A 25,047-nucleotide genomic window follows, 5' to 3' on the forward strand; every position below is an offset into this window, starting at 1 on the left:
GATCGGCGTTCATCAGCAAGGGGGGACGACCCCCTTGGTCCCCCCGCGCCCTCGCGCGCACCGTCGCTCGTCCCCCGTTGCGGGGCGTGCGGAGAGGAAGTTCTCATGACCATCCCCACGACAACCGAAGCCACTCTTCTGCGCCTGGCCACTGCCGGCAGCGTCGACGACGGCAAGTCCACCCTGGTGGGACGCCTCCTCTATGACAGCAAGAGCATCCTGGCCGACCAGCTGGATGCGGTCGAGCGGGTCAGCAAGGAGCGGGGACTCACCGGCACCGACCTGGCGCTGCTGACCGACGGACTGCGCGCCGAGCGCGAGCAGGGCATCACCATCGACGTGGCCTACCGCTACTTCGCCACGCCGGAGCGCACCTTCATCCTGGCCGACTGCCCCGGGCATGTGCAGTACACCCGCAATACCGTCACGGGTGCCTCGACGGCCGACGTGCTGGTGCTGCTGGTGGACGTGCGCCGCGGCGTTCTGGAGCAGACCCGACGCCACCTGGCCGTCGCCGCGCTGCTGCGGGTGCCGCACGTCGTCGTGGCCGTCAACAAGCTGGACCTCGTCGACTACAACCAGGCCGACTACACGCGCGTCGCGCAGGAGATCGTGCAGGTGGGTCAGGAGCTGGGCGTCGCGAACCTGAGCACCATCCCGGTCAGCGCCCTGGTGGGCGACAATGTGGTGGAGCGCAGCACGCAGACCCCGTGGTACGACGGCCCGAGCCTGTTGGAACTGCTGGTTTCCATCGAGCCGGAGGCGGGCCGCGACGAGCTGCCGATGCGCTTCCCGGTGCAGTACGTGCTGCGACCCCAGCAGGCCGCGATCAGCCCCGAGTATGTCGAGTACCGCGGCTACGCCGGGCAGGTGGCACAGGGCACCGTCAGCGTCGGCGACGAGGTGGTGGTGCTGCCCAGCGGCCGCACCACCCGCGTCATCGGGATCGACACCGCCGCCGGCAGCCTGGAACGGGCCACGGCGGGGGAGTCGGTGAGCCTGCGGCTGGCCGACGAGATCGACATCACCCGCGGTGAGCTGATCGCCGCCGCTGCGGATGCCCCGCAGCCCACCCAGGAGATCGACGCGATGGTCTGCTGGCTCGACGACAGCCAGTTGCGGATCGGGCAGCGCGTGCTGCTGAAGCACACCACCCGCACCGTGCAGGCCATCGTCCGAGACCTGGAGGGTCGGCTGGACCTGGACAGCCTCACCCCGGTTCCCGTGGAGCACCTGGGACTCAATGACATCGGACGGGTGCGCCTGAAGCTCGCCAGCCCGGTGCTGGCCGAGCCCTATGCGGCCTCCCGCGCCACCGGCTCCTTCCTGCTGGTGGACGCACAACAGGGCCTCACCCTGGCCGCGGGCATGGTCCACGACCCCGAGGCGCCCGGCATCGTCCACCCGCAGACCGCCATCACCTGGCAGATCTAGTTCCCCATCCACCACAGGGAGTCCCCCGATGCAGCACCTCGTAGTCCTTGCCCTTGCCGGGCTCGTCGCCCAATTGATCGACGGGTCGCTCGGCATGGGTTATGGCATCACCTCCACGTCGGTGCTGCTCGCCGGCGGCCTGTCACCGGCCACGGCGAGCGCCTCGGTGCATCTGGCAGAGCTGGGGACCAATGTGGCATCCGGCCTGTCGCACTGGAAGCTGCGCAATGTGGACTGGTGGCTGGTGCTTCGGCTCGGTGTGCCGGGTGCGATCGGTGGTTTCCTGGGTGCCACGGTGCTCTCGCACCTGTCCACCGAGGCGGCGCGGCCGCTGATGGCGGTGATCCTGGTGGGTCTGGGGCTGTTCATCCTGGCCCGCTTCACCCTGCGTCGCACGGCCATTTCGCAGGCGCGGGTCTCCCCACACGGTCGGCGATTCCTCGCGCCCCTGGGCCTGGTGGGAGGCTTCGTCGACGCGACCGGCGGTGGGGGATGGGGACCGATCTCCACCACCGCCCTGGTGAGCGCCGGCAAGACCAGCCCGCGCACCGTGATCGGATCAGTGGACACCTCGGAATTCCTGGTCTCGCTGGCTGCATCGCTGGGCTTCATCGTGAGCCTCGGCAGCATCGGGGTGCGCTGGGAGTATGTCGTCGCGCTGCTGGCCGGCGGTCTGGTGGCCGCCCCGCTGGCGGCCTGGTTGGTGAGCCGGATCCCGCCGCAGATCATGGGTGGCCTGGTGGGAGGTGCCATCGTGGTGACCAATCTGGGTCAGGTCTTTCGTGGCTTCGACGTGCCTCAGGCAGCACACCATCCCGTCACGATCATCCTGCTGATCATCTGGGCGCTCGCCGTGGTGGTGGGCATTCGACGTCATCGGGAGGACCAGCGACTGGAACAGGCCACCGGGGTGGAGGAGTCTGCCCAAGCCCAGTCTGCCCAAGCCCAGTCTGAGCAGTCCCAGTCTCGCGGCGCGGTGGAGGCCTCGCTGTGAGCGGCGTCGTTCTGGCCGCCCACGGCACCCGCTCCAGCGTCGGTCGGCGGTGCGTCGAGACGATTCGTCGGGAGCTGCAGGAGCTCCTGGGCCGGCCGGTTCGGCTCGGCTGGGTGGATGTCTGCGAGCCGCATGTCAGTGACGTCGTCCGCGACGGGGATGTGGTGCTGCCCGCCTTCCTGGGCGCCGGATACCACGTGCGAGTGGACCTGCCCACAGCCGTCGCCGAGCATCACGGGGTGACCCTCACCCCGCACCTGGGCACGGACGAGGCAGTGGTGGAAGCGCTGGCAGGGCGGGTGGCCGAGGCCGGTGGCCCCTGGCCGCTCACCATCGTGGGCTGGGCCGGCTCCCGCGACGAGAGAAGCCGCGACCAGGCAGCCGAGGTGACGCGCGCGTTGGCACGCCGGTGGCAGGGCCGAGCCCAGGTGGTGCTCGCCACTCCTGCGGAGATCCCCGCGCTGGTGGTCGGCAGTCCGGTGCCCGTCGGCGTCGCCAGCTACCTACTGGCGCCGGGCCACTTCCATGACCGGCTGCGCTCCGCCGGGGCCGTGGCCACCACAGAACCTTTGGGATCCCATCCGAGGATCATCGAGGCGCTCGCCCGCCGTGTCCACGACGTGTACGAGCGCCCCTGGGGACACGTCTTCCCGGGGCTGGGCTCAGGAGCTGAAGGCCTGGCAGTCCAGTGCCCGACGGGCTGACGACGCCTGCTCCAGCAGGGCACGGCGCACGCTGGGCGCCAGCGCCTCATCGGCAAGCAGCTCGTCCACCTGGCCCAGGAAGTCCTCGTCGGCCACCCCGCGGGGGAAGAGCAGGTGCAGCACATTCTGGGCAGCCGCCGTGCCGCGAGTGGCCCAGATGCCCTCCTGGTTGCTGATCCTGCGCACCACGTCCAGGTAGCGCTGCTTGTAGGGCTCCAGCAGTTCGGCCTGGTTCTCGTTCCAGAAGCCCAGGCAGATGCGGGTGTGGGTGCCATTGGGCACCGCCTCGTCCTCGGTGGCCAGCCGCCAGGCTTCCGCCTTGGCCTGCTCGTCGCGCATCTCGGCGCGCGCAGCAGCGGCCCATTCGGCACCGGAGATCGTGTTGTCGCGTTCCAGTTCGGCGTCAATCTCGGCATGACCGATGGCACCCATCCGGGCCAGCGACGAGACCAGGCGCCAGCGCATGTCGGCGTCCACCTCCAGCCCCTCGGGCACCTCCTCGCCCACGAGCCAGGCCTTGAACAGGGCGGCGGCCGCCTCGGAGTCGGCCACCGAGACAAGGCCATTGGCGAAGGTGAGCTGGTGGTCGCTGCCCGGCTCGGCGTCCTTGAGCAGCAGCGCGAAGCCAGCGGTCAGGCGGGCGCGGCTGTGCTCACGACGCTCCGCCGGGGTGTAGTCCAGTGCGGCCAGGATGGCCTGCATCCGCAGTGCCTTGAGGGCATTGGGGTCGGACTCGGTGGCGATGCCGCGCAGCACCAGTTCCACGTAGTCGTCGCTGCGCATCTCGGCATCACGGCACATGTCCCACGCAGCCGACCAGCACACGGCGCGGGCCAGCGGATCGTCCAACTGGTGGATGTGGTTCACCAGGGTCTTCAGCGAGACCCCGTCCAGGCGCACCTTGGCGTAGGTGAGGTCGCGGTCATTGAGCAGCACCAGGTCTCCCCGGTGCACGCCCTGTAGCGCCGCGATCGGGGTGCGGCCGCCGTGCACGTCCACCTCGAGGGTGTGCACGCGGCGCAGCATCAAGGATTCGCCCTCTGCTTCCAGGGCAAAGGTGCTGATCGCCATCCGGTGGGTGCGCAGCGTCGGGTGTTCGTCGGTGGCCGTCTGCAGCACGTCGAATCGGGTGAAGCGGCCCAGCTCGTCGGTGTCGAAGTCGGCGCGCAGCGTGTTGACGCCGGCGGTCTCCAACCAAGTCTCGGTGAAGGCCGAGAGGTCGCGGCCCGACGACGTCTCCAGGGCCTGGAGCAGGTCGTCGAGTGTGGTGTTGCCCCAGGCGTGCTCCTTGAAGTACTCCCGGACCCCAGCCAGGAAGGCCTCCTGCCCGACGAAGGCCACCAGCTGCTTCAACGTCGAGGCGCCCTTGGCGTAGGTGATCCCGTCGAAATTCTGTTCCACGGCCTCCAGGTCCACCATGTCCGCGGCGATCGGGTGGGTGGTGGGAAGCTGGTCCTGCCGGTAGGCCCAGCCCTTGCGGCTGTTGCAGAAGCCGACCCAGGGATCGGTGCCGCCGTAGTGTTCCTTGTCCCGCTCCATCGCATGGTGGCTGGCCCACTCGGCGAAGCTCTCGTTGAGCCACAGGTCATCCCACCAGGTCATGGTGACCAGGTCGCCGAACCACATGTGGGCCAGCTCGTGCAGGATCGTGTTGTCGCGGCCCTCGTACATCTCCTGGCCCACCCGGGAGCGGAAGAGGTACTCGTCGCGGAAGGTGACACAGCCGGCATTCTCCATGGCGCCCGCATTGAACTCCGGCACGAAGATCTGGTCGTAGCTGTCGAAGGGGTACGGGTGGCCGAAGTCGGCCTCGAAGACCCGGAAGCCGCTCTGGGCGGTGCTGATGATCCGCTCGTCGTCCAGGTAGGGAACCATGGACTGCCGGCACATCACGGAGGCCGGGATCTCGCCCTTCACGGACGTGATGGTGTGCGCAACCCGGTGGTACTCGCCGGCCACCAGGGCCGTGATGTAGGTGGGGATGCGGGGTGTGGTCTCGAACTCCCAGATGCCGCAGCCATTGGCTCCCTCGGTGGGCTCGACGCTGCGCGAATTGCTCACCACGGTCCAGTGCTCGGGGGCCACCACGTTCAGCTGGAAGGTGGCCTTCTGGTCCGGCTGCTCGAAGCAGGCATACATCCGACGGGCGTCGGCGGTCTCGAACTGCGAGTACAGGTAGACCTTCTCGTCGGCCGGATCGACGAAGCGGTGCAGGCCCTCGCCGGTGTGCGAATAGCGGCACAGGGCCGTGACGGTGAGGCGGTGCTCGCCCTCCTCGCAGGTGAAGGGCAGCACGTCATTGCCAAAGGTCGTGGCGTCCAGCTCGGTCTCGTCCAGCCAGGCATCGAGCACCGCGTCGGCAATCAGGTCGACGTGGCTGTTGCCACCGGTGCTGGTGAAGGTGATCTCGCTGGTGGAGATGAAGGTCCCCGGGTCGGCCAGCGGCTCGCCCTCCAGGTCCAGACCCGACAGGTCGATGGTGACCAGGTACGACTCCGCGGTGACGATGCGGGAGCGCTCGCCCGCGCCATCGCGGGTGATCGTGGCCGTCTTCATGTGGTGACCTTCCTCAAACAGATCGTGGGGGCGTGCCGGACGCCGACCGTGACAGGGTCATCAGTCCAACCGGGCGAGCCTACATCGCTGAGCATCAGGCGGACATTCTTCATGTTTGACATCATCGCTGACGGCGAACAGCAGCCCTGCAGCACACGCCTAGAGTTGTGGCATGACGAATGTTGACTTCTGGTTCGACCCGCTGTGCCCGTGGGCCTGGATGACCTCGCGCTGGATGCTCGAGGTGGAGAAGGTCCGCGACGTGAAGACCACCTTCCACGTGATGAGCCTCTCCGTGCTCAACGACGGCCGCGACCTGCCCGAGGAGTACCAGCAGCACATGCTCGAGGGCTGGGTGGGCGTGCGCGCGGCCCTGCTCGTGGAGCAGGAGCACGGCAGTGACAAGCTGCGCGAGTTCTACACCGCGCTGGGCACCCGCTACCACCTGGGCAAGGAGCCCAAGACCGTGGAGACCGTGCGTGCCGCGCTCGCGGAGGTGGGCCTGGACGAGTCCCTCGCCGAACGGGCCGATGCCTGGAAGCCCGGTGACGAGGCCGACGAGCTGGACGTGGCGCTGCGCAAGAGCCACCACGAGGGGATGGACCCGGTGGGCGACGAGGTGGGCACCCCGGTGATCCACATCAACGGCAAGGCACTGTTCGGCCCGGTGATCAGCCCGGCACCCAAGGGTGAAGCAGCGGGCCGCCTGTTCGACGGCTTCTCCCTGATGACCGAGTACGACGGCTTCTTCGAGCTCAAGCGCAGCCGCACCGTGGGTCCGATCTTCGACTGAGGTCCCGTTGCGCGGCGACGTGAACGGGTTCTGCACCCACGTCGGTGCAGAACCCGCTCACTCGTTCCGGTGGCCGGAGGCTCGCTTCCCGTTGACCGAGCCCGACGAGGTCACCTGTCGGCTGGCACGCTCTGCAGGCCGTCGATCCCGTCGATCGTGGAGACCTCGGGCTCGTGGTGCAGCGTCGGGTCGGCCTTGAGGTAGGCCTTGGTCTCGCGGGCGATGAGCCCGGAGCAGATCAGCAGACCCACCAGGTTCGGCAGCGCCATCAGGCCGTTGGCGATGTCGGAGAACGTCCACACCGTCGATAGCTCCGTGGTGGCTCCGACGAAGACGATCGCGCTGAAGATGAGGCGGTAGGGCATGACACCCTTGAGACCCACCAGACGCTCCACATTGCGCTCGCCGTAGTAGGCCCAGCCGAGCACCGTGGAATAGGCGAAGAAAATCAGCGAGAGGGCGACGATGATGCCGCCCCAGGTGCCGGGAAGTCCGGTGCTGAAGCCCTGGGCGGTGAGTGCGGCGCCGGTCTTGCCGTCCTGCCACACCCCGGTGGTGAGGATCACCAGGCCGGTCATGGAGACCACGATGATGGTGTCGATGAAGGTCTGGGTCATGGAGACCAGGCCCTGCCGCACCGGGTGCTTGGTCTTGGCCGCGGCGGCGACGATGGCGGCCGAACCCATGCCCGACTCATTGGAGAAGATGCCTCGGGCGATGCCGAACTGCACGGCCTGGGCCAGACCGGCACCAGCGAAGCCACCGACGGCGGCGGTACCGGTGAAGGCATCGGTGAAGACCAGTCCCAGGGCGGGGATGATGCCCTCCCAGTTGATGGCCAGGACCACGGCGCCCGCGGCGACGTAGAAGACGATCATCAGCGGCACGAAGGCCGACGTGACCTTGGCGATCGACTTGATGCCGCCCAGCAGGACCAGGGCGGTCAGGACCGCCAGCACGGCGCCCACCACGGTGGGATTCACGCCAAAGGTGTCGTCCATGGCCGCGGCGACGGAATTGGACTGCGTCATGTTGCCGATGCCGAAGGAGGCGATCACGGCGGCGATCGCGAAGAAGAGCGCCAGGAACCTGCCCAGGCCACCTGGGATGGCGCGCTGCAGGTAGTACTGGGGGCCACCGGAGATCTCACCCTTGGCATCGGTGCTGCGGAAGCGGACGCCCATGAAGGCCTCCGAGTACTTGGCGGCCATGCCGAAGATCGCCGAGAGCCACATCCAGAACAGGGCGCCCGGGCCACCCAGGTGGATGGCGGTGGCAACACCGGCGATGTTGCCGACGCCGACGGTGGCCGCCAGGGCGGTGGCCAGCGCCTGGTAGTGGGAGACGTCGCCGGCCTCACCATCGGCATCGCTGCGGCGGATCAGCGCCAGCGACAGGGCGGGGCCGAGCTTGGTGAACTGCACACCGCCCAGGCGGACGGTCAGCCAGATGCCGGTGCCGAGCAGTAGTGGGATCAGGAGGAAGGGGCCCCAGATGATCCCGTCGAGTGCGGTGAGGAACTCGTCCAGCATGCGGTCTCCTGTGGTGTCGCGACCTTGCGACGGCTCGTTGGTGGTCGTGTGGAAGTGCTCGCGACAGCAAAGCGTGATTTATGTCACAAGGCAAGGGGTGTGAGTGGGTTCTCACATGTTGGCTGCGCAGCGGTGGGCGGTGGGCGAAAAGTGTCGGACCCCTGCGGCACTATTGGGGGCGTGGAGAAGCAGCAGACGAGCAGGGTGGCCGGTGACGGCGAGGACGAGGTCTTGGCAGAAGCCGTGCAGGAGGCGGCCGAGGCAGTGGCCGCCGCGCCCGAGGCGGGGCTCGAGCACAAGCACCGTTGGCACGAACTGGCCGGTCAGGTCACCGAGGCCCAGGAGGCCTACTACGGTGCGGATGCGCCCACCGTCGATGACGCCACCTATGACGGCTGGTTGAAGGAGCTGCAGCAGCTCGAGGCTGACTTCCCGGAGCTTCGCACGCCGGATTCACCCACCCAGAAGGTGGGTGCGGCGCAGCGGATGACCGACTTCGCGCCGGTCACCCACGCCGAGCGGATGCTGAGCCTCGACAATGTCTTCAGCCCGGAGGAGCTGCAGGAATGGCTGGCGCGCACCCACAAGTCGATGGGGGAGGCAGGCAGCAAGTACCTGTGCGAGCTGAAGATCGACGGGCTGGCGATCAACCTCACCTATGAGCGGGGGCGTCTGGTGCGCGCGGCCACTCGTGGTGACGGGCGGGTGGGTGAGGATGTGACGCCCAACATCATGACCATCGGCTCCATCCCACACCAGCTGCACGGAGAGCACATCCCGGAGCTGGTGGAGGTGCGCGGTGAGGTCTTCTTCCCCGTGGCCGCCTTCGCCGACCTCAACGCGTCGCTGGTGGAGGCGGGCAAGCCCCCCTTCGCCAACCCGCGCAATGCCGCTGCGGGTTCGCTGCGCCAGAAGGATCCGTCGGTGACGGCCTCGCGCCCGCTCGACATGTTGGTGCACGGCATCGGGGCCCGTGACGGCTTTGACGTCGCCCGCCAGAGTGAGGCCTACGAGAAGCTCAAGGCGTGGGGCCTGCCCACCTCGCCCTACTACAAGGTGCTGTCCACTCCCCAAGAGGTCCTGGACTTCGTTTCCCACTACGGGGAACACCGGCACGATGTGCGCCACGAGATCGACGGCATCGTGGTCAAGGTGGATGACGTGGCCCGACAGCGCCAGCTGGGCACCACATCCCGTGCCCCGCGGTGGGCCATCGCCTTCAAGTACCCACCGGAGGAGGTCAACACCAAGCTTCTGGACATCCAGGTCAATGTGGGCCGCACCGGGCGGGTGACCCCCTTCGGCGTGATGGAGCCCGTCAAGGTGGCCGGATCCACCGTCGCGATGGCCACGCTGCACAACGGGTACGACGTGAAGCGCAAGGGCGTCCTGATTGGCGACACGATCGTGCTGCGCAAGGCCGGCGACGTGATCCCCGAGATTCTCGGCCCGGTGGTGGAGCTGCGCGACGGCAGCGAGCGGGAGTTCGTGATGCCCACGCACTGTCCCTCGTGCGGCACGGAGCTGCGCCCGGAGAAGGAGGGCGACAAGGACATCCGCTGCCCGAACTCGCGGGCCTGTCCCAGCCAGCTGAGGGAACGGTTGTTCAGTCTGGCCTCACGGTCCGGTTTCGACATCGAGGCCCTGGGCTTCCAGGGGGCCGATGCCCTGCTGGGCTCCGGTGTGCTCACCGACGAGTCGACGCTCTTCGAGCTCACGGCTGCCGACCTGGTGCGGATACCCTTCTTCACCCGCGCCGCGAAGCCAGCCGAGCTCAAGGCCCCCGACGAGGTTCCCGCGCCGGGCGTCGTCGACGGCCGGGTGCTCAACGCCAATGGTGTGAAACTGCTGGAGAACCTGGACAAGGCCAAGCAGCAGCCGCTGTGGCGGGTGCTGGTGGCCCTCTCGATCCGCCACGTGGGGCCCACCGCGGCCCGCGCCCTGGCCACCCGCTTCGGCTCACTGGATGCCATCCGTGAGGCGAGTGTGGAAGAGCTGGCGGACACGGAAGGGGTCGGTCAGGTCATCGCCGAGGCGGTCGTGGAGTGGTTCACCGTCGACTGGCACCGACAGATCGTCGAACGGTGGGCCGCCGCAGGTGTCCGGATGGCCGACGAGCGCGACGAGAACGTCGAGCGGACGCTGGAGGGCCTCACGATCGTCGTGACCGGCGGGCTGGAGGGATTCACCCGCGACGGCGTCAAGGAGGCCATCATCAGCCGCGGTGGCAAGGCCTCGGGAAGCGTCAGCAAGAAGACCGACTACGTGGTGGTGGGGGAGAATGCGGGCTCCAAGGCCGCCAAGGCCGAGGAATTGGGCCGCCCCATCCTGGACGAGGCGGCCTTCGTCCGCCTGCTGGAACGAGGCCCCGCAGCCCTCTGAATCGATCAAGGATTGCCGCGTGGCAGTCCATGCTTCCGACGTGGCAGTTTGGCAGGATTGGCGCAAATGACTGAAAGGTGGAGCGGCGATGACTGCACACGACTCGCCCGTGGTCGCAGGCAGCCTGTTCGCTGAACGCCTGTCCCGAGGCATCCGGGACCGGGGGCTGCCATTGCAACGGATCAAGGCGAAGCTCCAGGAGGATGGCCTTGCCGTCTCCGTGGCGACCCTGAGCTATTGGTCCTCGGGGCGCTCCCGACCGACCCGCCGCACCTCGCGACCCATCGTGCAGAAGCTCGAGGAAGTGCTCCAGCTGGAGCCGGGCTATCTCGTCGACGCCATGCCCGGTGCGGACCGGATGGCAGCGCTGGAGCGCATCGCACCCGAGGAGCTGATCCGGGTGGCCTTCGACGAGCTCGGCATCGCCCGCAATCCCACGTGGGAGACGCTGGCCGGACACCAGATCGTCAAGGTTGGCTCCGATCGTGCCGAGAAGGGCGTGGAGAACCGCGACCTCAGCCGGGCAACCGTCACGGGTCAGCAGAAGTGGGCCTTGGTGCTGGCGGACTGCGCGGGTCCCATCGTCTGCGAGGAGACGACGGCCTGCCGCCTCGCGCGGCAGGTTGACCTCACCCCGGACATCACCATCTTCGAGTTCATGCTGGATCGCCCACTGGAACAAGGTGAGTCGGTGCTCACCACCCAGCGCCTCAGCTACCACGGCAATGGTGACCCCCTCTTCCGGCAGCGCTACGCAGTCACGGAGAACATGGACCGCCTGGTGCTGGAGGTGCTGTTCGAGGACGAACTCCCGCGCAAGTTCTACCGGACCTTCGCCGAGGACGGTTCCGAGGAGGAACAGATCGTTTCCCGCCCCGTCTACTCCGGGCTCGACTGTCTGCAGGTGGTCATCGACAAGCCTGCCCCCGGGGTGCACGGCATCACCTGGGAGTGGTGAGACTGGCTGGGGTCAGGAACCAGCACGGCACGAGGCCCTGCCCGGGGTGACTGGGCAGGGCCTCGTGCCTGTGTGCGTGACCTGGCGGATCAGTGGGCGATCGCGTCGCCGGCGCCGATACCGGTCATCGAGCAGACCTCCATCTCCGCCTGGAGCTCCCTGTCGGGCTCGGGCGAGGTGACGGTGCCGATGAAGCCCATCAGGAAGGCCAGCGGGAGGCTGACGATCGTCGGGTTGGTGAGCTCGAGCAGCGCGAAGTCGGCGTTCGGGAAGAAGGCCGTCGGGCTGCCGGAGATCGACGTCGAGAACATGATGATCAGGATGGCCGAGACCAGACCCGCGTAGATGGACCAGACGGCGCCGCGGGTGTTGAAGCGGCTCCAGTACATCGTCATCAGGATGGCGGGCAGGTTCGCGGAGGCCGCGACGCCGAAGGCCAGCGAGATCAGGAAGGCAATGTTCTGGCCATTGGCGAAGATGCCACCGATCACGGCCAGGACACCGATGGTCACCGACGTGATGCGGGCCACCTTCACCTCGTCGGCCGGATCGACCTTCCCGTCGTGCAGGACGTTGTTGTAGATGTCGTGCGCGAAGGAGGCCGAGGCCGTGATGGTCAGGCCGGCGACGACGGCGAGGATCGTCGCGAACGCAACGCCGGAGATGATGGCCATGAAGACCGAGCCACCCAGGTGATGGGCGAGCAGCGGCGCAGCGGAGTTGGCCTTGCCAGGTGCCTTGCTGATGGCCTCGGCGCCGACGAGGGCGGCCGCGCCGTAGCCCAGCACCAGGGTGAAGATGAAGAAGACGCCCACCAGACCGATGGTCCACACGGCCGACTTGCGTGCATCCTGCGCGGTGGGGACCGTGTAGAAGCGCATCAGCACGTGCGGCAGGCCCGACGGGCCGCAGACCAGCGCGATGGCCAGCGAGATGAAGGACAGCTTGGTCCAGCCATTGGTGCCGTACTGGAGCATCGGCTCCATGATGGCGTCGGCCTTGGGGTGGGCGACGATGGCGTCACCGAACAGGCGGGACAGATTGAAGCCCTTGAGCGCCATCACCCACAGGAACATGATCGCGGCGCCACTGACCAGCAGGACGGCCTTGATCATCTGCACCCAGGTAGTGCCCTTCATGCCGCCGATCAGCACGTAGACGATCATGATGATGCCCACCAGCGCGATGACCAGGCTCTGGCCGCTCTTGGAACTGATGCCCAGCAGCAGGGCCACCAGGCCGCCCGCGCCGGCCATCTGCGCCAGCAGGTAGACGAAGCTGATGGTCAGGGTGGAGGCGGCGGCCGCGGTGCGGACGGGCTTCTGGTTCATCCGGAAGCTCATGACGTCGGCCATCGTGTACTTGCCGGTGTTGCGCAGCGGCTCGGCCACCAGCAGCAGGGCGATGATCCAGGCGACGAAGAAGCCGACGGAGTAGAGGAAGCCGTCGAAGCCGTTCAGGGCGATGGCGCCCGTGACGCCCAGGAAGGCAGCAGCGGAGAGGTAGTCGCCGGTGATGGCCAGGCCGTTCTGTCGGCCGGAGAAGGCGGCGCCGCCGGTGTAGAAGTCGGTGGACTTCTTGGCGGAGTCGCGGGTGACCTTGACCACGACGGCCATGGTGCCGATGACGAACAGGGCGAAGATGCCGATGTTGAGGATCGGGTTGCCGACGGTTTCCATGAGGTTCATCGGGTGACCTCGCTCTCGAGTCGGGCGCGCAGGGCGGCGGAACGGGGATCGAGGTTGTTGTTCGCGTGACGGACGTAGAAGAAGGTCACGAGGTAGGTGGTGAGGAAGTTCAACAGGCCGAACAGGATGCCGACGTTGACGAAGCCGAAGACGCGGCGTCCCATCAACTCGGGCATGTAGGTGGCCATCAGGACGAAGACGAAGTAGAGGCCAACGAAGGTGAAGACCATCGGAAAGGCGAAGCCCTTGAAGGAGCTGCGCAGTTCCTGGTACTCGGCGGATTCCTTGGCGGCGACGAAGTCGATGCCGTCGGTGGTGTGCTCGGGCCCGACCTGGGTCAGTTCGGGCAGGGGCCAATGGTCTTCGGGGAGGTGGGCTTCCACCTCGTCCTGGACACGGTCATGTGGCGTCACGTGGGGCTCCTGTCAAGGCACCGAGGCGTAGGGGCACTCGGGGTGGCAAGGGATCTCGTCGGGGTGGCGAGCTGACCCGGCGGGTCGTGGTGATGTGGCGCTGGTTGCAGCGGCGACGATGCCGTTCAACCGATTGAGTTCTCGACCGTGTGTGGGCGGTCGGATCGCTTCTGCGACTGGATGAGAGTGACACATTGTGAAAGGACACACAAGGGTATTCGTGAAATTTCTCACGAAGTCAACGAATCACTGTTCGCGTTCAAAGTGCTCGTGACTAGGGCGGGAAAGTGGCGCCAGTTCTCAACGTTGCCGTGCCGTTCTGCGGCACATCGCTTGGATGCTGGAAAGCGGGTGGCACCCTGTGGGGCCGATGGTCCCAATCTGGGCCTCTGGGGCCGGCCATCTGGGATAGTTGGGACATGCGCGTACACATTGCCACCGACCATGCCGCCTTCGAGCTCAAGGAGTACCTGCGCGAGCAGCTCACAGCCGCCGGCCATGATGTGGTTGACCACGGTGCCACCGCCTACGACGCGGAGGACGACTACCCGGACACCTGCATTCCCTGCGCCGAGGCCGTGGTGGCCGATCCGGACAGTCTTGGCATCGTGCTGGGTGGGTCCGGCAATGGCGAGCAGCTGGCCGCCAACCGCGTGAAGGGGTGCCGCGCCATCCTGGCCTACAACACCGAGATCGCTCGGCTTGGCCGCGAGCACAACAATGCCAATGTGATCTCGCTGGGTGGCCGTTTCACCAGCAATGAGCAGGCGCTGGAGATCGTCAACGTCTTCCTGGAGCAGCCCTTCACCCAGGAGGCGCGCCACGCGCGTCGCGTCCAGAAGATGAGCGACTACGAGGACGCCCACTGCGCCTGATCCCCACTGGGGCAGGTGGCCAGTGCTCAGCGACGGCGCCCCGTGGCCCGGGCGAGCAGGGCCTCCACGACTCCCCGGGCTGCGTCCCGGTCTGTGGTGGTGGGGCGACTGACCTCACGGGCACGCAGGGCGCGGTCCGCGTTCACGAGGCCGGTCACACCGTCGCGTCCGAATTCACGCCCGCCGGTGCCGGGGCGTCGCGGCGGAGTACGATCGTTGGCCATGCTGGCGATCGTAGCCGCGGTACGCAATGACGAGGGGGAGTGCTCATGCCGGAAGGGCACGTGATCCATCGCCTGGCGCGCACCACGATGAGCACCTTCGGTGGACGGCCCGTCCGCGTCAGTTCTCCGCAGGGGCGCTTCGCCGAGGCGGCGGCGATCCTCGACGGACACGTGCTGCAGGGGGCCTCTGCCTGTGGCAAGCACCTGTTCATCGACTTCGACGCGCCGCACCCCGAACACATCGTGCACATCCACCTGGGGCTGATCGGCAAGTTCTTCTTCGAGCCCGCCGGTGCGCCACGGGGAGCGGTGCGGCTGCGGATCACCGACGGCGAGACGGCGGCAGACCTGCACGGGCCGCAGATGTGTCGTCTGGTAACCGCCAGCGAACAACGTGCGCAGATCGAGAAGTTGGGGCCGGACCCCATCCGCGCCGACGCCGATCCTGACATCGCATGGCAAAGGATCCGGCGCTCCGGGCGCAGCATCGCGTCGCTTCTGATGGATCAGCGGATCACGGCCGGGGTGGGCAATATCTATCGTGCCGAGGTGCTCTTCCGGCACCGGATCAACCCGATGTGTCCCGGGAACCGACTCAAGCGCAGCAGCTGGCAGCTCATCTGGGCCGATCTCGTCGAGCTGATGCGCGACGGGGTGGAAGCGGGCCGGATCGACACGGTCCTGCCGGAACATGGCCCGCAGGCCCAAGGGCGCCCGGCCCGAGTGGATCGTCATGGCGGCGAGGTCTACGTCTATCGACGTGCTGCCCAACCCTGTCTGGTCTGTGGCTCCGCCGTGCGGGTGGCCAAGCTCGAAGGACGCAATCTCTACTGGTGTGGCCGATGCCAGCGCAGGCACTGATCCACTGGGGCGGGCTGGAGATTCAGCTCTCGCCCGACGGGCACGTGGCAGACGTCAGCTGCCAGGACCGACAGGTGCTCGGCGGTCTGGCCGTGCGCTTGGAGGATCGCTGGCAGCTGGAGCGCACCGATTTCCTGCTGGACGAGGTGGAACAGCACTACCGGCTGGAGACCGAGGGGGCCCTCCAGGCGAGGGCCATCGTGCGTCAGGTCTTCGACGAGACCTGGAGCCTGCGCCTGCAGGTGCAGAACCTCACCGACGTGGAGATCGCCGTGCCAGGGGCCTGGCTCGAGCTCGATTCGGTCTGGCCGGCGCGAACCTGGCTGGCGGGTGCGGAGGGGCAGATCAGCATCGACGCGCAGCGCGACGACGCCCAGTTGCTGACCTTCACCCAGCTGCGGGGCCGCAGCCGCTTCAGCGAGGGACGGCGGTGGCTGACCGATCGGCCCATCCGGCTCACGGCATCGGGTACCCCGCGTGCTGGCTACCAGGTGAGCTGGCGTGCCGACTGGTTGCGCGACGAGCGGGTCCAGGCCGCCGCGCTGCCCCGATGGTGGCCGGAACGCACGGTGATGCTGGATCTGCAGGACGAAGTGCGTCTGGAGCTGCCCGACGCGGCGGTGGAGGCGGCCGGCATCCACGTGCTTCAGGATGATGAGACCACGTGGCTGACCGCCCAGGAAGGGGTCCACCTGGCCCAGGTGCACGCGGGCCGCGGGACCACCGACGTCGAATTGGCCTGGGCCGGGGATCTGGTGACCGACCACGTGCGTCCCGCGGTGGAGGCCTTGTCACGGCGTGATCCACGAAAGCTGGGTGCAGCCGAGGTCTTCCTGCTGGGCCGGGCTGCTCGATTGGGCCAGGGTGCCGCCGTCGAGCCGGACCACCAGATCCAGGCGGTGGAGAGTCTGGTCGCTCGCCCCGGGGCACTGCCGCCCCTGGCCCTGGCGGCTGCGGCCGACCTGTTGATGCACGGCGGCCCGGTTGGTCTCGTTGACGAGCTACCAGAACTCGCTGAGCGGGTGCCCTTGCAGCCGGGCGCGGTCACCTGTCTCCTGCACGCCACGCTGGCGAGTCGCCTGGTGGGCGGGGCGGAGCAGCTGCCCATGCCATCAGGCACTGTGCAGTCCACCCCGGCCGGCGCGGCGGTGGCCGAGGCGATCGTGCGGATGGAGCTGCAGGCGCTGAGGCCCGCCGACGTGATGCCGCCCCAGGTCCGTCGCGTCCTGTCGTTGCTGGGTCCCGGGCTGCCGGGCCGCACGGTGGATCCGCTCACCAGGGCGATCATCTGGGCCAGCTCCTCCTCGCTCCCGGAGCAGTGGGAGGTGCCGCAGTGGCCGGTGCCGCTGGCTCGGGTGCGGGAGGACGCCCGGGGTCGGCTGCTGGCGGAACACTGTGACGTGGAAGCGCTCGCCTGGCTGCTGTGGTGAGCCGCAGTCCGGGGGCATGGGATGTGGGCGTCCAGCAACGGCCTGCCTGACCACGAGCGCACCGCATCTCAAGGAGGATGGGTCCATGCCAGTCACCCGTGGCCGAAACCGCCGTGTTCCGCAGCTGCTCTCCCGCGTCTTCTACGTCGCGGCGGTCATCGTCGTGTTGCGCGAGGTCTTCCACGGCACCCGGTGGCGCTGCTGACGGCCCTCTGCGGAGTCGCCGCATCGCTGGGTATCGGCTACCTGCTGGGCCTGGTCACGGGGCACACGGGCCGGCCGCGATCTCGCGTCGTCAGCATCATCCAGCACATGGTGCTGGGGGAGAACGCCACGTTGCCCAGGATGGTGCCGCACTGGGTGCAGTCCCTGGTGGGCCTGCTGATGGCCGTCAGCCTGCTCGGCGCCTTGCTGGTGCGGATGCGCTCGCAGCGCATCCGGGCCACCACACAACTTCCGGAGGAGCTGGAAGTTCGCAAACTGCTGGCAGAGAACCCGTCGGATTCCCTGGGCTACTTCGCGACGCGACGCGACAAGCAGCTGGTCTTCAGCGCGGGCCGCCGTGCGGCGGTGGCCTGTCGGGTGGAGCTGGGGGTCTGTCTGGCCGCCGGTGACCCGGTGGGCCGGCAGGAGTACTGGGCGGAGGCGATCGACGCCTACTTGGAGTTGTGCCATGCGTACGGCTGGACGCCGGGTGTGGTGGGCGCCTCGGAGGATGGCGCGGCTCCCTGGTCCAGGCGCTCTTCCCGTCGAGCACGCAGGGCCCGGAGGGAGCAGGGCACGGCGAGGTGACCGCGGGCCTGCTCTCCTTCGTCCCCTGGGGTCCCGACGGATTGTCCCTCGACGTGATGCGTCGCAACCCGGAGGCGGACAATGGCGTCACGGAGTTGATGGTGGCCGGGTTGATGGCCGCGGGCCGCGGGCCGCGGGCCGCGACCGCGGCTGGCGCCGGGTCTCCATGAACTTCGCGGTCTTCCGTTCGGCCTTCGAGGAGGGCGAACGCGTGGGGGCCACGGCGCTGGACCGGGCCAAGCGTCGCGTGATGCTGATCTTCTCGCGCTGGTTCCAGATCGAGCAGCTCTACCGCTCCAATGTCAAGTACGCCCCCAGCTGGCAGCCGCGCCTGATGGCCTATGAGGATCCCGCCGACGTGGGGCAGGTGGGGGCCGCCATGGGCATCGCCGAGGGCTACCTGGACCTGCCGCGCTGGCTGGATCCCTGGCCGACTCAGGAGCAGGAACTCGTGTCCGCCACGGATCCGCTGGTGGTGGACTTCCTGTCTCGCCCCGCCTTCGAACTGCCGGCCGTGCGGGTTCCCGAACAGATGCGGGTGCGGATGGCCAAGCGGCAGGCGCTGCTGACCGCGGGGGAGCAGGCCTATCCGGTGCACACCGGGGTGCACGACCGGTGCGTCGAGGTGACTTCCAGGGCGGGGGCGGAGCTGGCGATCGGGGGCCGGATCCTCGGCGTCATTGACCACGGCGGGGTCTGTTTCGTGCGACTGCAGGACTGGTCAGGAACTGCGCAGGTCTTGCTCGACGCCTCCCGATTGGGCCGCGACGAGCTGCGCCGCTTCGACCAGGTGACCAATCTGGGCGACCCGGTCAGCTTCACTGGCGTTGCCGGGGCATCCCGCAACGGAACGCCGTCGCTGCTGGCCGAGCGGTGGCAGCTCACCAGCAAGTGCCTGCGGCCCCTGCCAGGCAAACACCACGGCATCAGCGATCCGGAAGCCCTGGTGCGCCAGCGCTACCTGGACCTGATCGTCAACCCGTCGACGCTCGAACGGCTGACGGTGCGCAGCCGCGCCTTCCAGGCCGTCCGCAGCACTTTCCTGGACGCCGGCTACTTGGAGGTGGAGACGCCGATCCGGCAGACGATTCACGGCGGTGCGAATGCTCGTCCCTTCCGGACCCACATCAATGCCTATGACCTGGACCTCTACCTGCGCATCGCGCCGGAGCTGTACCTGAAGCGGCTGATGGTGGGTGGCTGTGACCGGGTCTTCGAGATCGGCCGGAACTTCCGCAATGAGGGCGCCGACGCCACCCACAATCCCGAGTTCAGTGTCGTGGAGGCCTATCAGGCGCATGGCGACTATCGCACCATGCAGCAGATCACCCAGGAATTGGTGCGTCGGGCGGCCTTGGAGGCGACGGGTTCGACGGTGGTGCGTGGGACGGGCCGCGACGGTATTCAGCACGAGGTGGACCTGGCCGAGCCATGGCGCTGGATCCCCGTGCACCAAGCGATTGGAGAGGCGCTGGGGGAGGAGGTCACCGCGGACACGCCCCGGGAGCTGCTCGTCGCCTTCTGCGAACGGCTGGGGATCGAGGTGGAGCCGCGGGCCACGCGGGCGCAGGTGCTGGAGGAGCTGTACGACGAGCTGTGCGAGAAGCCGACCGTCGCGCCGACATTCTTCTGCGACTTTCCCGCGGAGCTCTCGCCGCTCACCCGGCCGCACCGCGACGACGACCGGCTGGCCGAGCGCTGGGACCTGGTGGTCTTTGGCTCGGAGCTGGGCACCGCCTATTCGGAACTGGTGGACCCGGTGATCCAACGCGAACGCCTCACCCAGCAGTCGCTGCTGGCGGCCAAGGGCGATCCGCGAGACGATCACCTTCCCTCTGGTCCGGCCACGGGGTGCGGGGCGGGTCTAGTCTCGGAGGGTGGCTGATTCCGCAGGGCAGGTGAGCGTCTGCGCCGGGCGCGAGGTGCGCTGGCGGGAACGCGACGGGAAATCCTTCCACGCCGAGGCGCTCGCCCGGGTGCGGCCGGATCTGGTGTCCGGCGTCGTGATGGTGGACGGTTCGGTGGAGTGGTACGCGTCGGAGCCAGAGATCCCGACGCCCACCGTGGCGCGTCGGCTGGGCAAGGCTGTGGACGGGCTGCGACTCAACCACGTTGCGGGGCTGGCCTTCCGCTTTGGCAGCTGGCTGCAGTCCAACCGGGAATTCTCCCGGTTGCGACACGAACGCCTGCGCACGGTCTACCGCGACGCGGATTCGCTGGCGATGGGGATGGCGGAGTCCATGGCCTATGACCGGCAGGGCTGGGACCTGCAGGAGCTCAGGGTTCGACGTGCGTGGCCCCAGGTTCCCACCGTCGTGCTCAGCGCCGCCGACGCGTCGTCGGGGAAGTGGGTACATCAGCAGGAACGGTTGGCGAGGCTGTTGGGAGCTCGGCAGGTGGTGGTGCCGGGATCCAAGCACCTGATGATGCTGGACAGACCCGACGCCATCGCCGATGCCGTCGCCTGGGTCCGCAGCCAGACCATCCACGCTCACCCCCAGCAGGATCACCCTCGGTGAAATCAGCCCGATGGGTGGGGCGTCGGCGCAGCGACGTGGCTAGCGTGGCAGCTGACACACCACCGATCAGGAGGTCTGAGCATGTTCGGCAAGAAGCGTCCCGGCCGTGTCCTCGCCGTCGTCACGAGCGCCGGCGAGTACCAGAAGGTCGGCTACCGCACCGGGCTGTGGCTGGGGGAACTCACCCATTTCCACGATGTGGCCACCAAGGCAGGCCACGAGGTTGACATCGTCAGCATCGACGGCGGCAATGTGCCTCTCGATCCGGAGAGTCTGACTGCCCCCATGCTGCTGATGGGCGGCACCGGCAAGCACTACGAGGACCGCGAGTACATGAACCTGCTCCAGGACACTCGCTCGGTGCGCCAGGTCTCCGCCGACGACTACGACGCCATCTACCTGACCGGCGGCCACGGAACCATGTTCGACTTCGACGATCCGCACCTGGCGTCGCTGGTGGCCGACTTCTGGCAGGAGGGCAAGGTGGTCTCGGCCGTCTGCCACGGACCGTGCGGCCTGCTCGAGGTCGAGATCGACGGCATTCCGCTGCTCCAGGGCCGCAAGGTGACCGGATTCAGCGCCGCTGAGGAGAAGCTCGCCAAGCGCGACGACGCCGTGCCCTTCTCGTTGCAGGACGAGCTGAAGGCCAGGGGAGCCAAGTACACCAAGGCGCTGCGGCCAATGGCTGAGAAGGTCGTCGTCGACGGGAAGCTCGTAACCGGCCAGAACCCGATGAGCGCCACCGCCGTGGGCAAGGCCGTTGTCGACCTGCTGCGCAAGAAGTGAGAAGGGAATGACCATGGGATTCATCGACACTGCAGCACTGCGCCTGGTGGAGGGTTACCGGGCCAATCTTTCGCCCCGCAAGGGCTGGAATTGTGCCTCCGGGGTGGCCGGTGGGGGTACTTGCTCGACGGTGATCCGCGACTCGATCCGTGACCGGGGAGCCGTGGGCACCGCAGGCGTGGCAGCGCGCCAGTTCGCCACCTGCGCCAGCGCAGCCAGAACACTGCGCAGGAGCGATGCCCGGGTGGAGGGCGTGTGCTGCTGCGGCCCCATTCCGATCCCATTCCGCTTCTGACCGTCGCGCCGATTGTCCCGCTACGCCCCGGATCGTCTAGACTCGACGGGTTCGCACTCCGAAGGCATCCTTCGGACGTGTGGATTCCGGGGCGTAGCGTAGTGGCTAGCGCGCCTGCTTTGGGAGCAGGAGACCGCAGGTTCGAGTCCTGTCGCCCCGACCAATTCAAGAGCTTCATCTGACAAGGCGTTTCTCCTAGTTGACTAGGGGGAACGCCTTGTTTCATGTCTCGGTCCGATGAGCACCAAGGGGCCTTCGAGGGACTTGTGTGGACATTCATCTCCCACGTATCTCCCACGACGAGAGGCTCGACATGACGACGAAGCGGACAACCTCATCACCGACCAGTAATGGGGGAAACGCCAGTGACTTGCGTTCCCCCCAAGGGGAACGCTCCAAGCGCCGCGGGCGCTCCAAACGGGGCTTTGGACGTTTGGACAAGCTTCCCTCTGGGAAGTGGCGTGCCCGGTACCTGGGCCCAGATGGTCAGGTGCACTCGGCAGATCACACCTTCGTGGCCAAGATCGACGCCGAAGGTTGGCTCGTCGACATCGAGCGGTCGATCAGCCGGGGTGAGTGGCAGCCCCCGGTGGCTCCCCAGCCCGAGCTGGTGAAGGAGGAGGCCCCGGTCGAGGTCGTGTTCCGAGACCTGGCCCGTGACGAGGTGGCCCGACGTGATCTGACACCGAGGACGAGGGCCCTGTACGAGAGTCTGTTGGATCGGCTGATCCTTCCCGAGTTCGGGGATCAGGCGGTGGCGTCGATCACGACGAAGCAGGTCCGTGCGTGGTTCGACCGGATGGGGCCGGAGCGGGCGACGCAACGAAGCCACGCGTACGCGCTGCTCAAGTCCTTGCTCGCGGTGTGTGTGGACGAGGAGTTGATTGTCGCCAATCCCTGCCGTATCCGTTCGGCGGGCCGGCGCAATACCACCAGGGCGATGCAGCCGGCGACGGTGGCCGAGCTCAACCGTGTGGCCGAGAGGTTGCCGATGGGGCAGGCGCTTCCCGTGCTGTTGGCCGCGTGGTGTGGGCTTCGCTCTGGGGAGGTGCGGGCGCTTCGGGTGGGGGACGTCGACACCGAGACAGGGTGGATCCACGTTCGTCAGGGCGTGACGCGGATCAAGGGGCAGGTGATCGTGGGTCCGCCCAAGACGCCTGCGGCGATCCGGGATGTCGGTATTCCGCCGCATCTGCTGCCTGCCCTTCGTGAGTGGCGTGCTGGTCTGGAGGAGCGGAGGGCGCGCTCTGCGTACTTCTTCCCTGGTCGCGGTGAGCTGCCGATGAGTGAGAAGGCGCTGCGGTATGCCTTCGACCAGGCACGCGACGTGATGGACCGGCACGATCTCACGTTCCATGACCTGCGTCACACTGCCGCCACCATGGCCGCCCAGAATGGCGCCACGACCGCCGAGTTGATGGCGCGCATGGGGCACACGACGGCCCAGATGGCGATGCGCTACCAGCACGCCAGCCGGCAGCGCGAACAACTCCTGGCAGAGCGGCTGGCCGAGCTGGCCCGCGGTGGCGATGGGGCAGCCGAGTAGGTGTCGATCACGGGAGAGCCCGTGACGGCTTGGGTGGGCATGCAGGATCCACGGCGAGAGATTGAGGTCGAGACTGTGCAGTCGGCTGCGCGGCGACTCGGGGTGTGTCCCAAGACGGTGCGTCGGATGATCTCCGACGGGAAACTTCCGGCGTACCGTCTTGGCCCCCGGATGCTGCGCCTGGACCCGGCGGACGTCGACCGGCTACTGCAGCGGGCGTCCTGAACTGGGACACCAACGCCCCTCGGTGGATCGCCTCTCGGTCGGCCCCAAGCCGTGCCCCGGCAGCCCGTCGAAAGAGGCCCCCCCGTCCGGCGGTGGCGACAATCCGAAACCTCTGGGGGACGCGCGTTGCTCGCTTCGGGCGGACGGGCTACCTTGTAGCCATGCGCATCTGTCAGGTCACCACGACGCCGGACTTCTCCGGCGCCGTCGCGTTGTCCTGACACAACGCAGCATCCACCAGGCCTCGGAGTGATCCGGGGCCTTCGTCATGTCTGGGGGCTGTAGGGGCACTTCGTGGTCACGACCCGAAGGAAGACCCTCCATGTCCCAACATGATGACCTGCTCGATCACCGCGAGCTCAACCATGACCTGCACGTCTTCGCCACCGATCCCTTGGCGGGATCAGGTCTGCCTCTGTGGCTGCCAGCCGGGGCAGCCATCCGGGAGGAACTCGAACGCCTTGCGAAGGACATCGCCCACGACGATGGCTGTCTCGATGTCCGCACCCCAGTCCTGGGCAAACGTGCCTTGTTCGAGCGCTCCGGTCACTGGACCAAGTTCAGCAAGGACATGTTCCCGCCCATGAGGCTGGGTGAGGACGAGGTCGTGCTGCGGCCCGCGAACTGCCCCCACCACGCTCTCGTCTACGCGTGCGAACAGCGCTCGTACCGTGACTTGCCGATCCGTCTCAACGAACTCGCGCCGATGTTCCGCGCCGAACGCTCCGGCGTCGTGTCCGGCCTCCAGCGTGTGCGCCAGATCAGCCTCGACGACACCCACGTCTTCTGCCGCCCCGACCAGGTCCAGACCGAGGTCGCCGCGGCTCTGCGCTCCGCGCTCAAGGCCCAGCGGATCCTCGGCCTGCCCGTCGACTACGTCCGACTGTCCAAGCGCGACGAGTCCGACGCGTGGCTCGGCTCCGCCGAACAATGGGATCATCACCAGGACGCGCTTCGCGCCGCTGTCCTGGAGGTGCTCGCCGATCAGAGGATCGACCTGGTCGAAGCCGATGGGGAGGCCGCCTTCTACGGTCCCAAGCTCGACCTGCAAGTCCGCGATGGCCGTGGTCACGAGGAGACCATCGCCACCGTCCAGCTCGACTTCAATCAGCCCGAACGTTTCGACCTCACCTACGTCGACGCGGACGGCTCCAAACAGCGGTGCGTGATGATCCACCGTGGAACCGTCGGTGCGATGGAGCGCGTCGTCGCCTCACTCATGGAGCGCTATCAAGGCCGCCTGCCGCTGTGGCTGGCACCCGTCCAAGCTTTCGTCCTGCCTGTCAGCGAGGCCCAGGACGAAGCGGCCGACGACGCTGCGCGGGTACTGCGGCGCCATGGGCTTCGGGTCGAGGTGCGCCGCGAGGGGAGTCTGGGTAGGCGCATCCGTGAGGCCCGCACCGTGCGCGCAAGCGTCGTGGTCGTCATTGGTGAGCGCGAGGCCGCGCAAGCCATGGTGCAGGCCACCGACGGCCAGGACGGTATCAAACGCACCCTTGCAGTGAATGACCTCGCCGAGCGCATGCAGCAGGCCCACCGGGATAGGGTCGACCTCGCATGGTGACGAGCGGGCCGGGCGCCGATAGCAAATGGCGCCCGGCCCGGCGCTTCACGTGGTCTGGAATCGAGCGGCCCCCTCGCTGGGTGCCCGCCTCCCTCGATGACGAGACACTCCACCAACAGGAGGTGGCGGCGCGACGAAGCAACGTTCGGAAGCTGATGGGTCAGCCTCAACCGCGCAGAGTATTCGCGGCGCGAATGGCATTACCCACGTGAGCCAGATCGAAGCTCACCACAACTCGTTCGCCCAACTGATCCAGACCGATGGCGCGCTCCATCTCGCGGCGCCGACCCAGAACTTCATCCGGCGCGACGGTGGCGCCCAGACGTTGGTAGAACGGACCCTGACCCCGGGTTGTGGACACGTGAAATCCAGCATGGGCTGGAGGAAGCGAGATGATCATCATCATGGCCAGGAAGAACTACTCGGCAGAGTTTCGTCAGCAGGCCGTTGACTTGTACGAGACCTCTCCGGATGCG

The 25,047-nt window shown here is 67.6% G+C and carries 21 protein-coding genes, 1 tRNA gene and 1 pseudogene; 17 read left to right on the forward strand and 6 right to left on the reverse strand.

All coding sequences use genetic code 11. The annotated features are described in order from the left end of the window. Positions 1-105 precede the first annotated feature (105 nt). Genes ACTQ49_RS02455 through ACTQ49_RS02465 form a run of 3 tightly spaced genes read left to right on the forward strand, consistent with a single transcriptional unit; the run spans position 106 to position 3,132 of the window. Entirely contained in the window at positions 106-1,434 is a 1,329-nt protein-coding gene (locus ACTQ49_RS02455; protein WP_441826252.1) for a sulfate adenylyltransferase subunit 1, read from the forward strand. A gap of 28 nt (positions 1,435-1,462) precedes the next feature. Beyond that, positions 1,463-2,428, forward strand: coding sequence for a sulfite exporter TauE/SafE family protein (locus ACTQ49_RS02460; protein WP_441826253.1), 966 nt, complete (start codon positions 1,463-1,465; stop codon positions 2,426-2,428). Beyond that, the gene (locus ACTQ49_RS02465) at positions 2,425-3,132 is read left to right on the forward strand and encodes a sirohydrochlorin chelatase (RefSeq protein ID WP_441826254.1); all 708 of its coding nucleotides are present in this window, start codon (positions 2,425-2,427) and stop codon (positions 3,130-3,132) included. Before ACTQ49_RS02460 ends, ACTQ49_RS02465 begins: the two co-directional genes overlap by 4 nt. On the opposite strand, the gene pepN is transcribed toward ACTQ49_RS02465, so the two are convergent. Beyond that, entirely contained in the window at positions 3,091-5,688 is a 2,598-nt protein-coding gene (gene pepN / locus ACTQ49_RS02470) for an aminopeptidase N (RefSeq protein ID WP_441826255.1), read from the reverse strand. The genes ACTQ49_RS02465 and pepN overlap by 42 nt on opposite strands. Positions 5,689-5,860: 172 nt before the next feature. Between pepN and ACTQ49_RS02475 the strand changes: the two genes are divergently transcribed. Further along, positions 5,861-6,481, forward strand: a complete 621-nt coding sequence (locus tag ACTQ49_RS02475; protein WP_441826256.1) for a mycothiol-dependent nitroreductase Rv2466c family protein — start codon at positions 5,861-5,863, stop codon at positions 6,479-6,481. 110 nt (positions 6,482-6,591) lie between these two features. On the opposite strand, the gene ACTQ49_RS02480 is transcribed toward ACTQ49_RS02475, so the two are convergent. Further along, the gene (locus ACTQ49_RS02480) at positions 6,592-8,013 is read right to left on the reverse strand and encodes an alanine/glycine:cation symporter family protein (protein ID WP_441826257.1); all 1,422 of its coding nucleotides are present in this window, start codon (positions 8,011-8,013) and stop codon (positions 6,592-6,594) included. A gap of 243 nt (positions 8,014-8,256) precedes the next feature. Here ACTQ49_RS02480 and ligA point away from each other — a divergent pair, with 243 nt between their 5' ends. Beyond that, positions 8,257-10,395 carry an NAD-dependent DNA ligase LigA gene (gene ligA / locus ACTQ49_RS02485; RefSeq protein ID WP_441826285.1) on the forward strand — a complete coding sequence of 713 codons (2,139 nt, stop codon included), beginning with the start codon at positions 8,257-8,259 and terminating at the stop codon, positions 10,393-10,395. 88 nt (positions 10,396-10,483) lie between these two features. Beyond that, on the forward strand, positions 10,484-11,353 hold the full coding sequence (locus ACTQ49_RS02490) for a hypothetical protein (protein ID WP_441826258.1): 870 nt from the start codon (positions 10,484-10,486) through the stop codon (positions 11,351-11,353). 89 nt (positions 11,354-11,442) lie between these two features. Here the strand turns inward: ACTQ49_RS02490 and ACTQ49_RS02495 are convergent, their stop codons facing one another. Continuing rightward, positions 11,443-13,041, reverse strand: a complete 1,599-nt coding sequence (locus tag ACTQ49_RS02495) for a solute symporter family protein (RefSeq protein WP_441826259.1) — start codon at positions 13,039-13,041, stop codon at positions 11,443-11,445. Beyond that, positions 13,038-13,454 carry a DUF485 domain-containing protein gene (locus ACTQ49_RS02500; protein ID WP_441826260.1) on the reverse strand — a complete coding sequence of 139 codons (417 nt, stop codon included), beginning with the start codon at positions 13,452-13,454 and terminating at the stop codon, positions 13,038-13,040. The genes ACTQ49_RS02495 and ACTQ49_RS02500 overlap by 4 nt, the downstream gene beginning before the upstream one ends. Positions 13,455-13,873: 419 nt before the next feature. Between ACTQ49_RS02500 and ACTQ49_RS02505 the strand changes: the two genes are divergently transcribed. Further along, positions 13,874-14,329 (forward strand): ribose-5-phosphate isomerase, encoded by a 456-nt coding sequence (locus tag ACTQ49_RS02505; RefSeq protein ID WP_441826261.1) that lies wholly within the window; start codon positions 13,874-13,876, stop codon positions 14,327-14,329. 26 nt (positions 14,330-14,355) lie between these two features. Here the strand turns inward: ACTQ49_RS02505 and ACTQ49_RS02510 are convergent, their stop codons facing one another. Next, positions 14,356-14,553, reverse strand: a complete 198-nt coding sequence (locus ACTQ49_RS02510) for a hypothetical protein (protein WP_441826262.1) — start codon at positions 14,551-14,553, stop codon at positions 14,356-14,358. 45 nt (positions 14,554-14,598) lie between these two features. Here ACTQ49_RS02510 and ACTQ49_RS02515 point away from each other — a divergent pair, with 45 nt between their 5' ends. The 10 genes and pseudogenes from ACTQ49_RS02515 (at position 14,599) to thrS (ending at position 24,571) form a co-directional block, all read left to right on the forward strand. Continuing rightward, a complete protein-coding gene (locus ACTQ49_RS02515; protein WP_441826263.1) occupies positions 14,599-15,414 on the forward strand; it encodes an Fpg/Nei family DNA glycosylase in 816 nt (271 codons plus the stop codon). Beyond that, a complete protein-coding gene (locus ACTQ49_RS02520; RefSeq protein ID WP_441826264.1) occupies positions 15,396-16,844 on the forward strand; it encodes a hypothetical protein in 1,449 nt (482 codons plus the stop codon). Before ACTQ49_RS02515 ends, ACTQ49_RS02520 begins: the two co-directional genes overlap by 19 nt. A gap of 420 nt (positions 16,845-17,264) precedes the next feature. After that, positions 17,265-19,503, forward strand: a pseudogene (lysX, locus tag ACTQ49_RS02525) (bifunctional lysylphosphatidylglycerol synthetase/lysine--tRNA ligase LysX); the annotation flags it as partial. Between the two features lie 10 nt (positions 19,504-19,513). Continuing rightward, positions 19,514-20,155 (forward strand): alpha/beta fold hydrolase, encoded by a 642-nt coding sequence (locus ACTQ49_RS02530; protein WP_441826265.1) that lies wholly within the window; start codon positions 19,514-19,516, stop codon positions 20,153-20,155. An 81-nt stretch (positions 20,156-20,236) separates the two neighbouring features. Beyond that, positions 20,237-20,941: a type 1 glutamine amidotransferase domain-containing protein gene (locus tag ACTQ49_RS02535; protein WP_441826266.1), complete on the forward strand. Its 705-nt coding sequence runs from the start codon at positions 20,237-20,239 to the stop codon at positions 20,939-20,941. A 13-nt stretch (positions 20,942-20,954) separates the two neighbouring features. Then, a complete protein-coding gene (gene yidD, locus ACTQ49_RS02540) occupies positions 20,955-21,236 on the forward strand; it encodes a membrane protein insertion efficiency factor YidD (protein WP_441826267.1) in 282 nt (93 codons plus the stop codon). Between the two features lie 87 nt (positions 21,237-21,323). Next, a tRNA-Pro gene (locus ACTQ49_RS02545) sits at positions 21,324-21,399 on the forward strand. Positions 21,400-21,726: 327 nt separating this feature from the next. Then, positions 21,727-22,782: a tyrosine-type recombinase/integrase gene (locus ACTQ49_RS02550; RefSeq protein ID WP_441826268.1), complete on the forward strand. Its 1,056-nt coding sequence runs from the start codon at positions 21,727-21,729 to the stop codon at positions 22,780-22,782. 39 nt (positions 22,783-22,821) lie between these two features. Continuing rightward, a complete protein-coding gene (locus tag ACTQ49_RS02555) occupies positions 22,822-23,007 on the forward strand; it encodes a helix-turn-helix domain-containing protein (protein WP_441826269.1) in 186 nt (61 codons plus the stop codon). A gap of 322 nt (positions 23,008-23,329) precedes the next feature. Continuing rightward, entirely contained in the window at positions 23,330-24,571 is a 1,242-nt protein-coding gene (thrS, locus tag ACTQ49_RS02560) for a threonine--tRNA ligase (RefSeq protein WP_441826270.1), read from the forward strand. A 166-nt stretch (positions 24,572-24,737) separates the two neighbouring features. Here the strand turns inward: thrS and ACTQ49_RS02565 are convergent, their stop codons facing one another. After that, complete coding sequence (locus ACTQ49_RS02565; RefSeq protein ID WP_441826271.1) at positions 24,738-24,977, reverse strand: hypothetical protein; 240 nt, start codon at positions 24,975-24,977, stop codon at positions 24,738-24,740. Positions 24,978-25,047: the final 70 nt, after the last annotated feature.

It is taken from the genome of Luteococcus sp. Sow4_B9 (assembly GCF_052116585.1).
GTDB lineage: Bacteria > Actinomycetota > Actinomycetes > Propionibacteriales > Propionibacteriaceae > Luteococcus.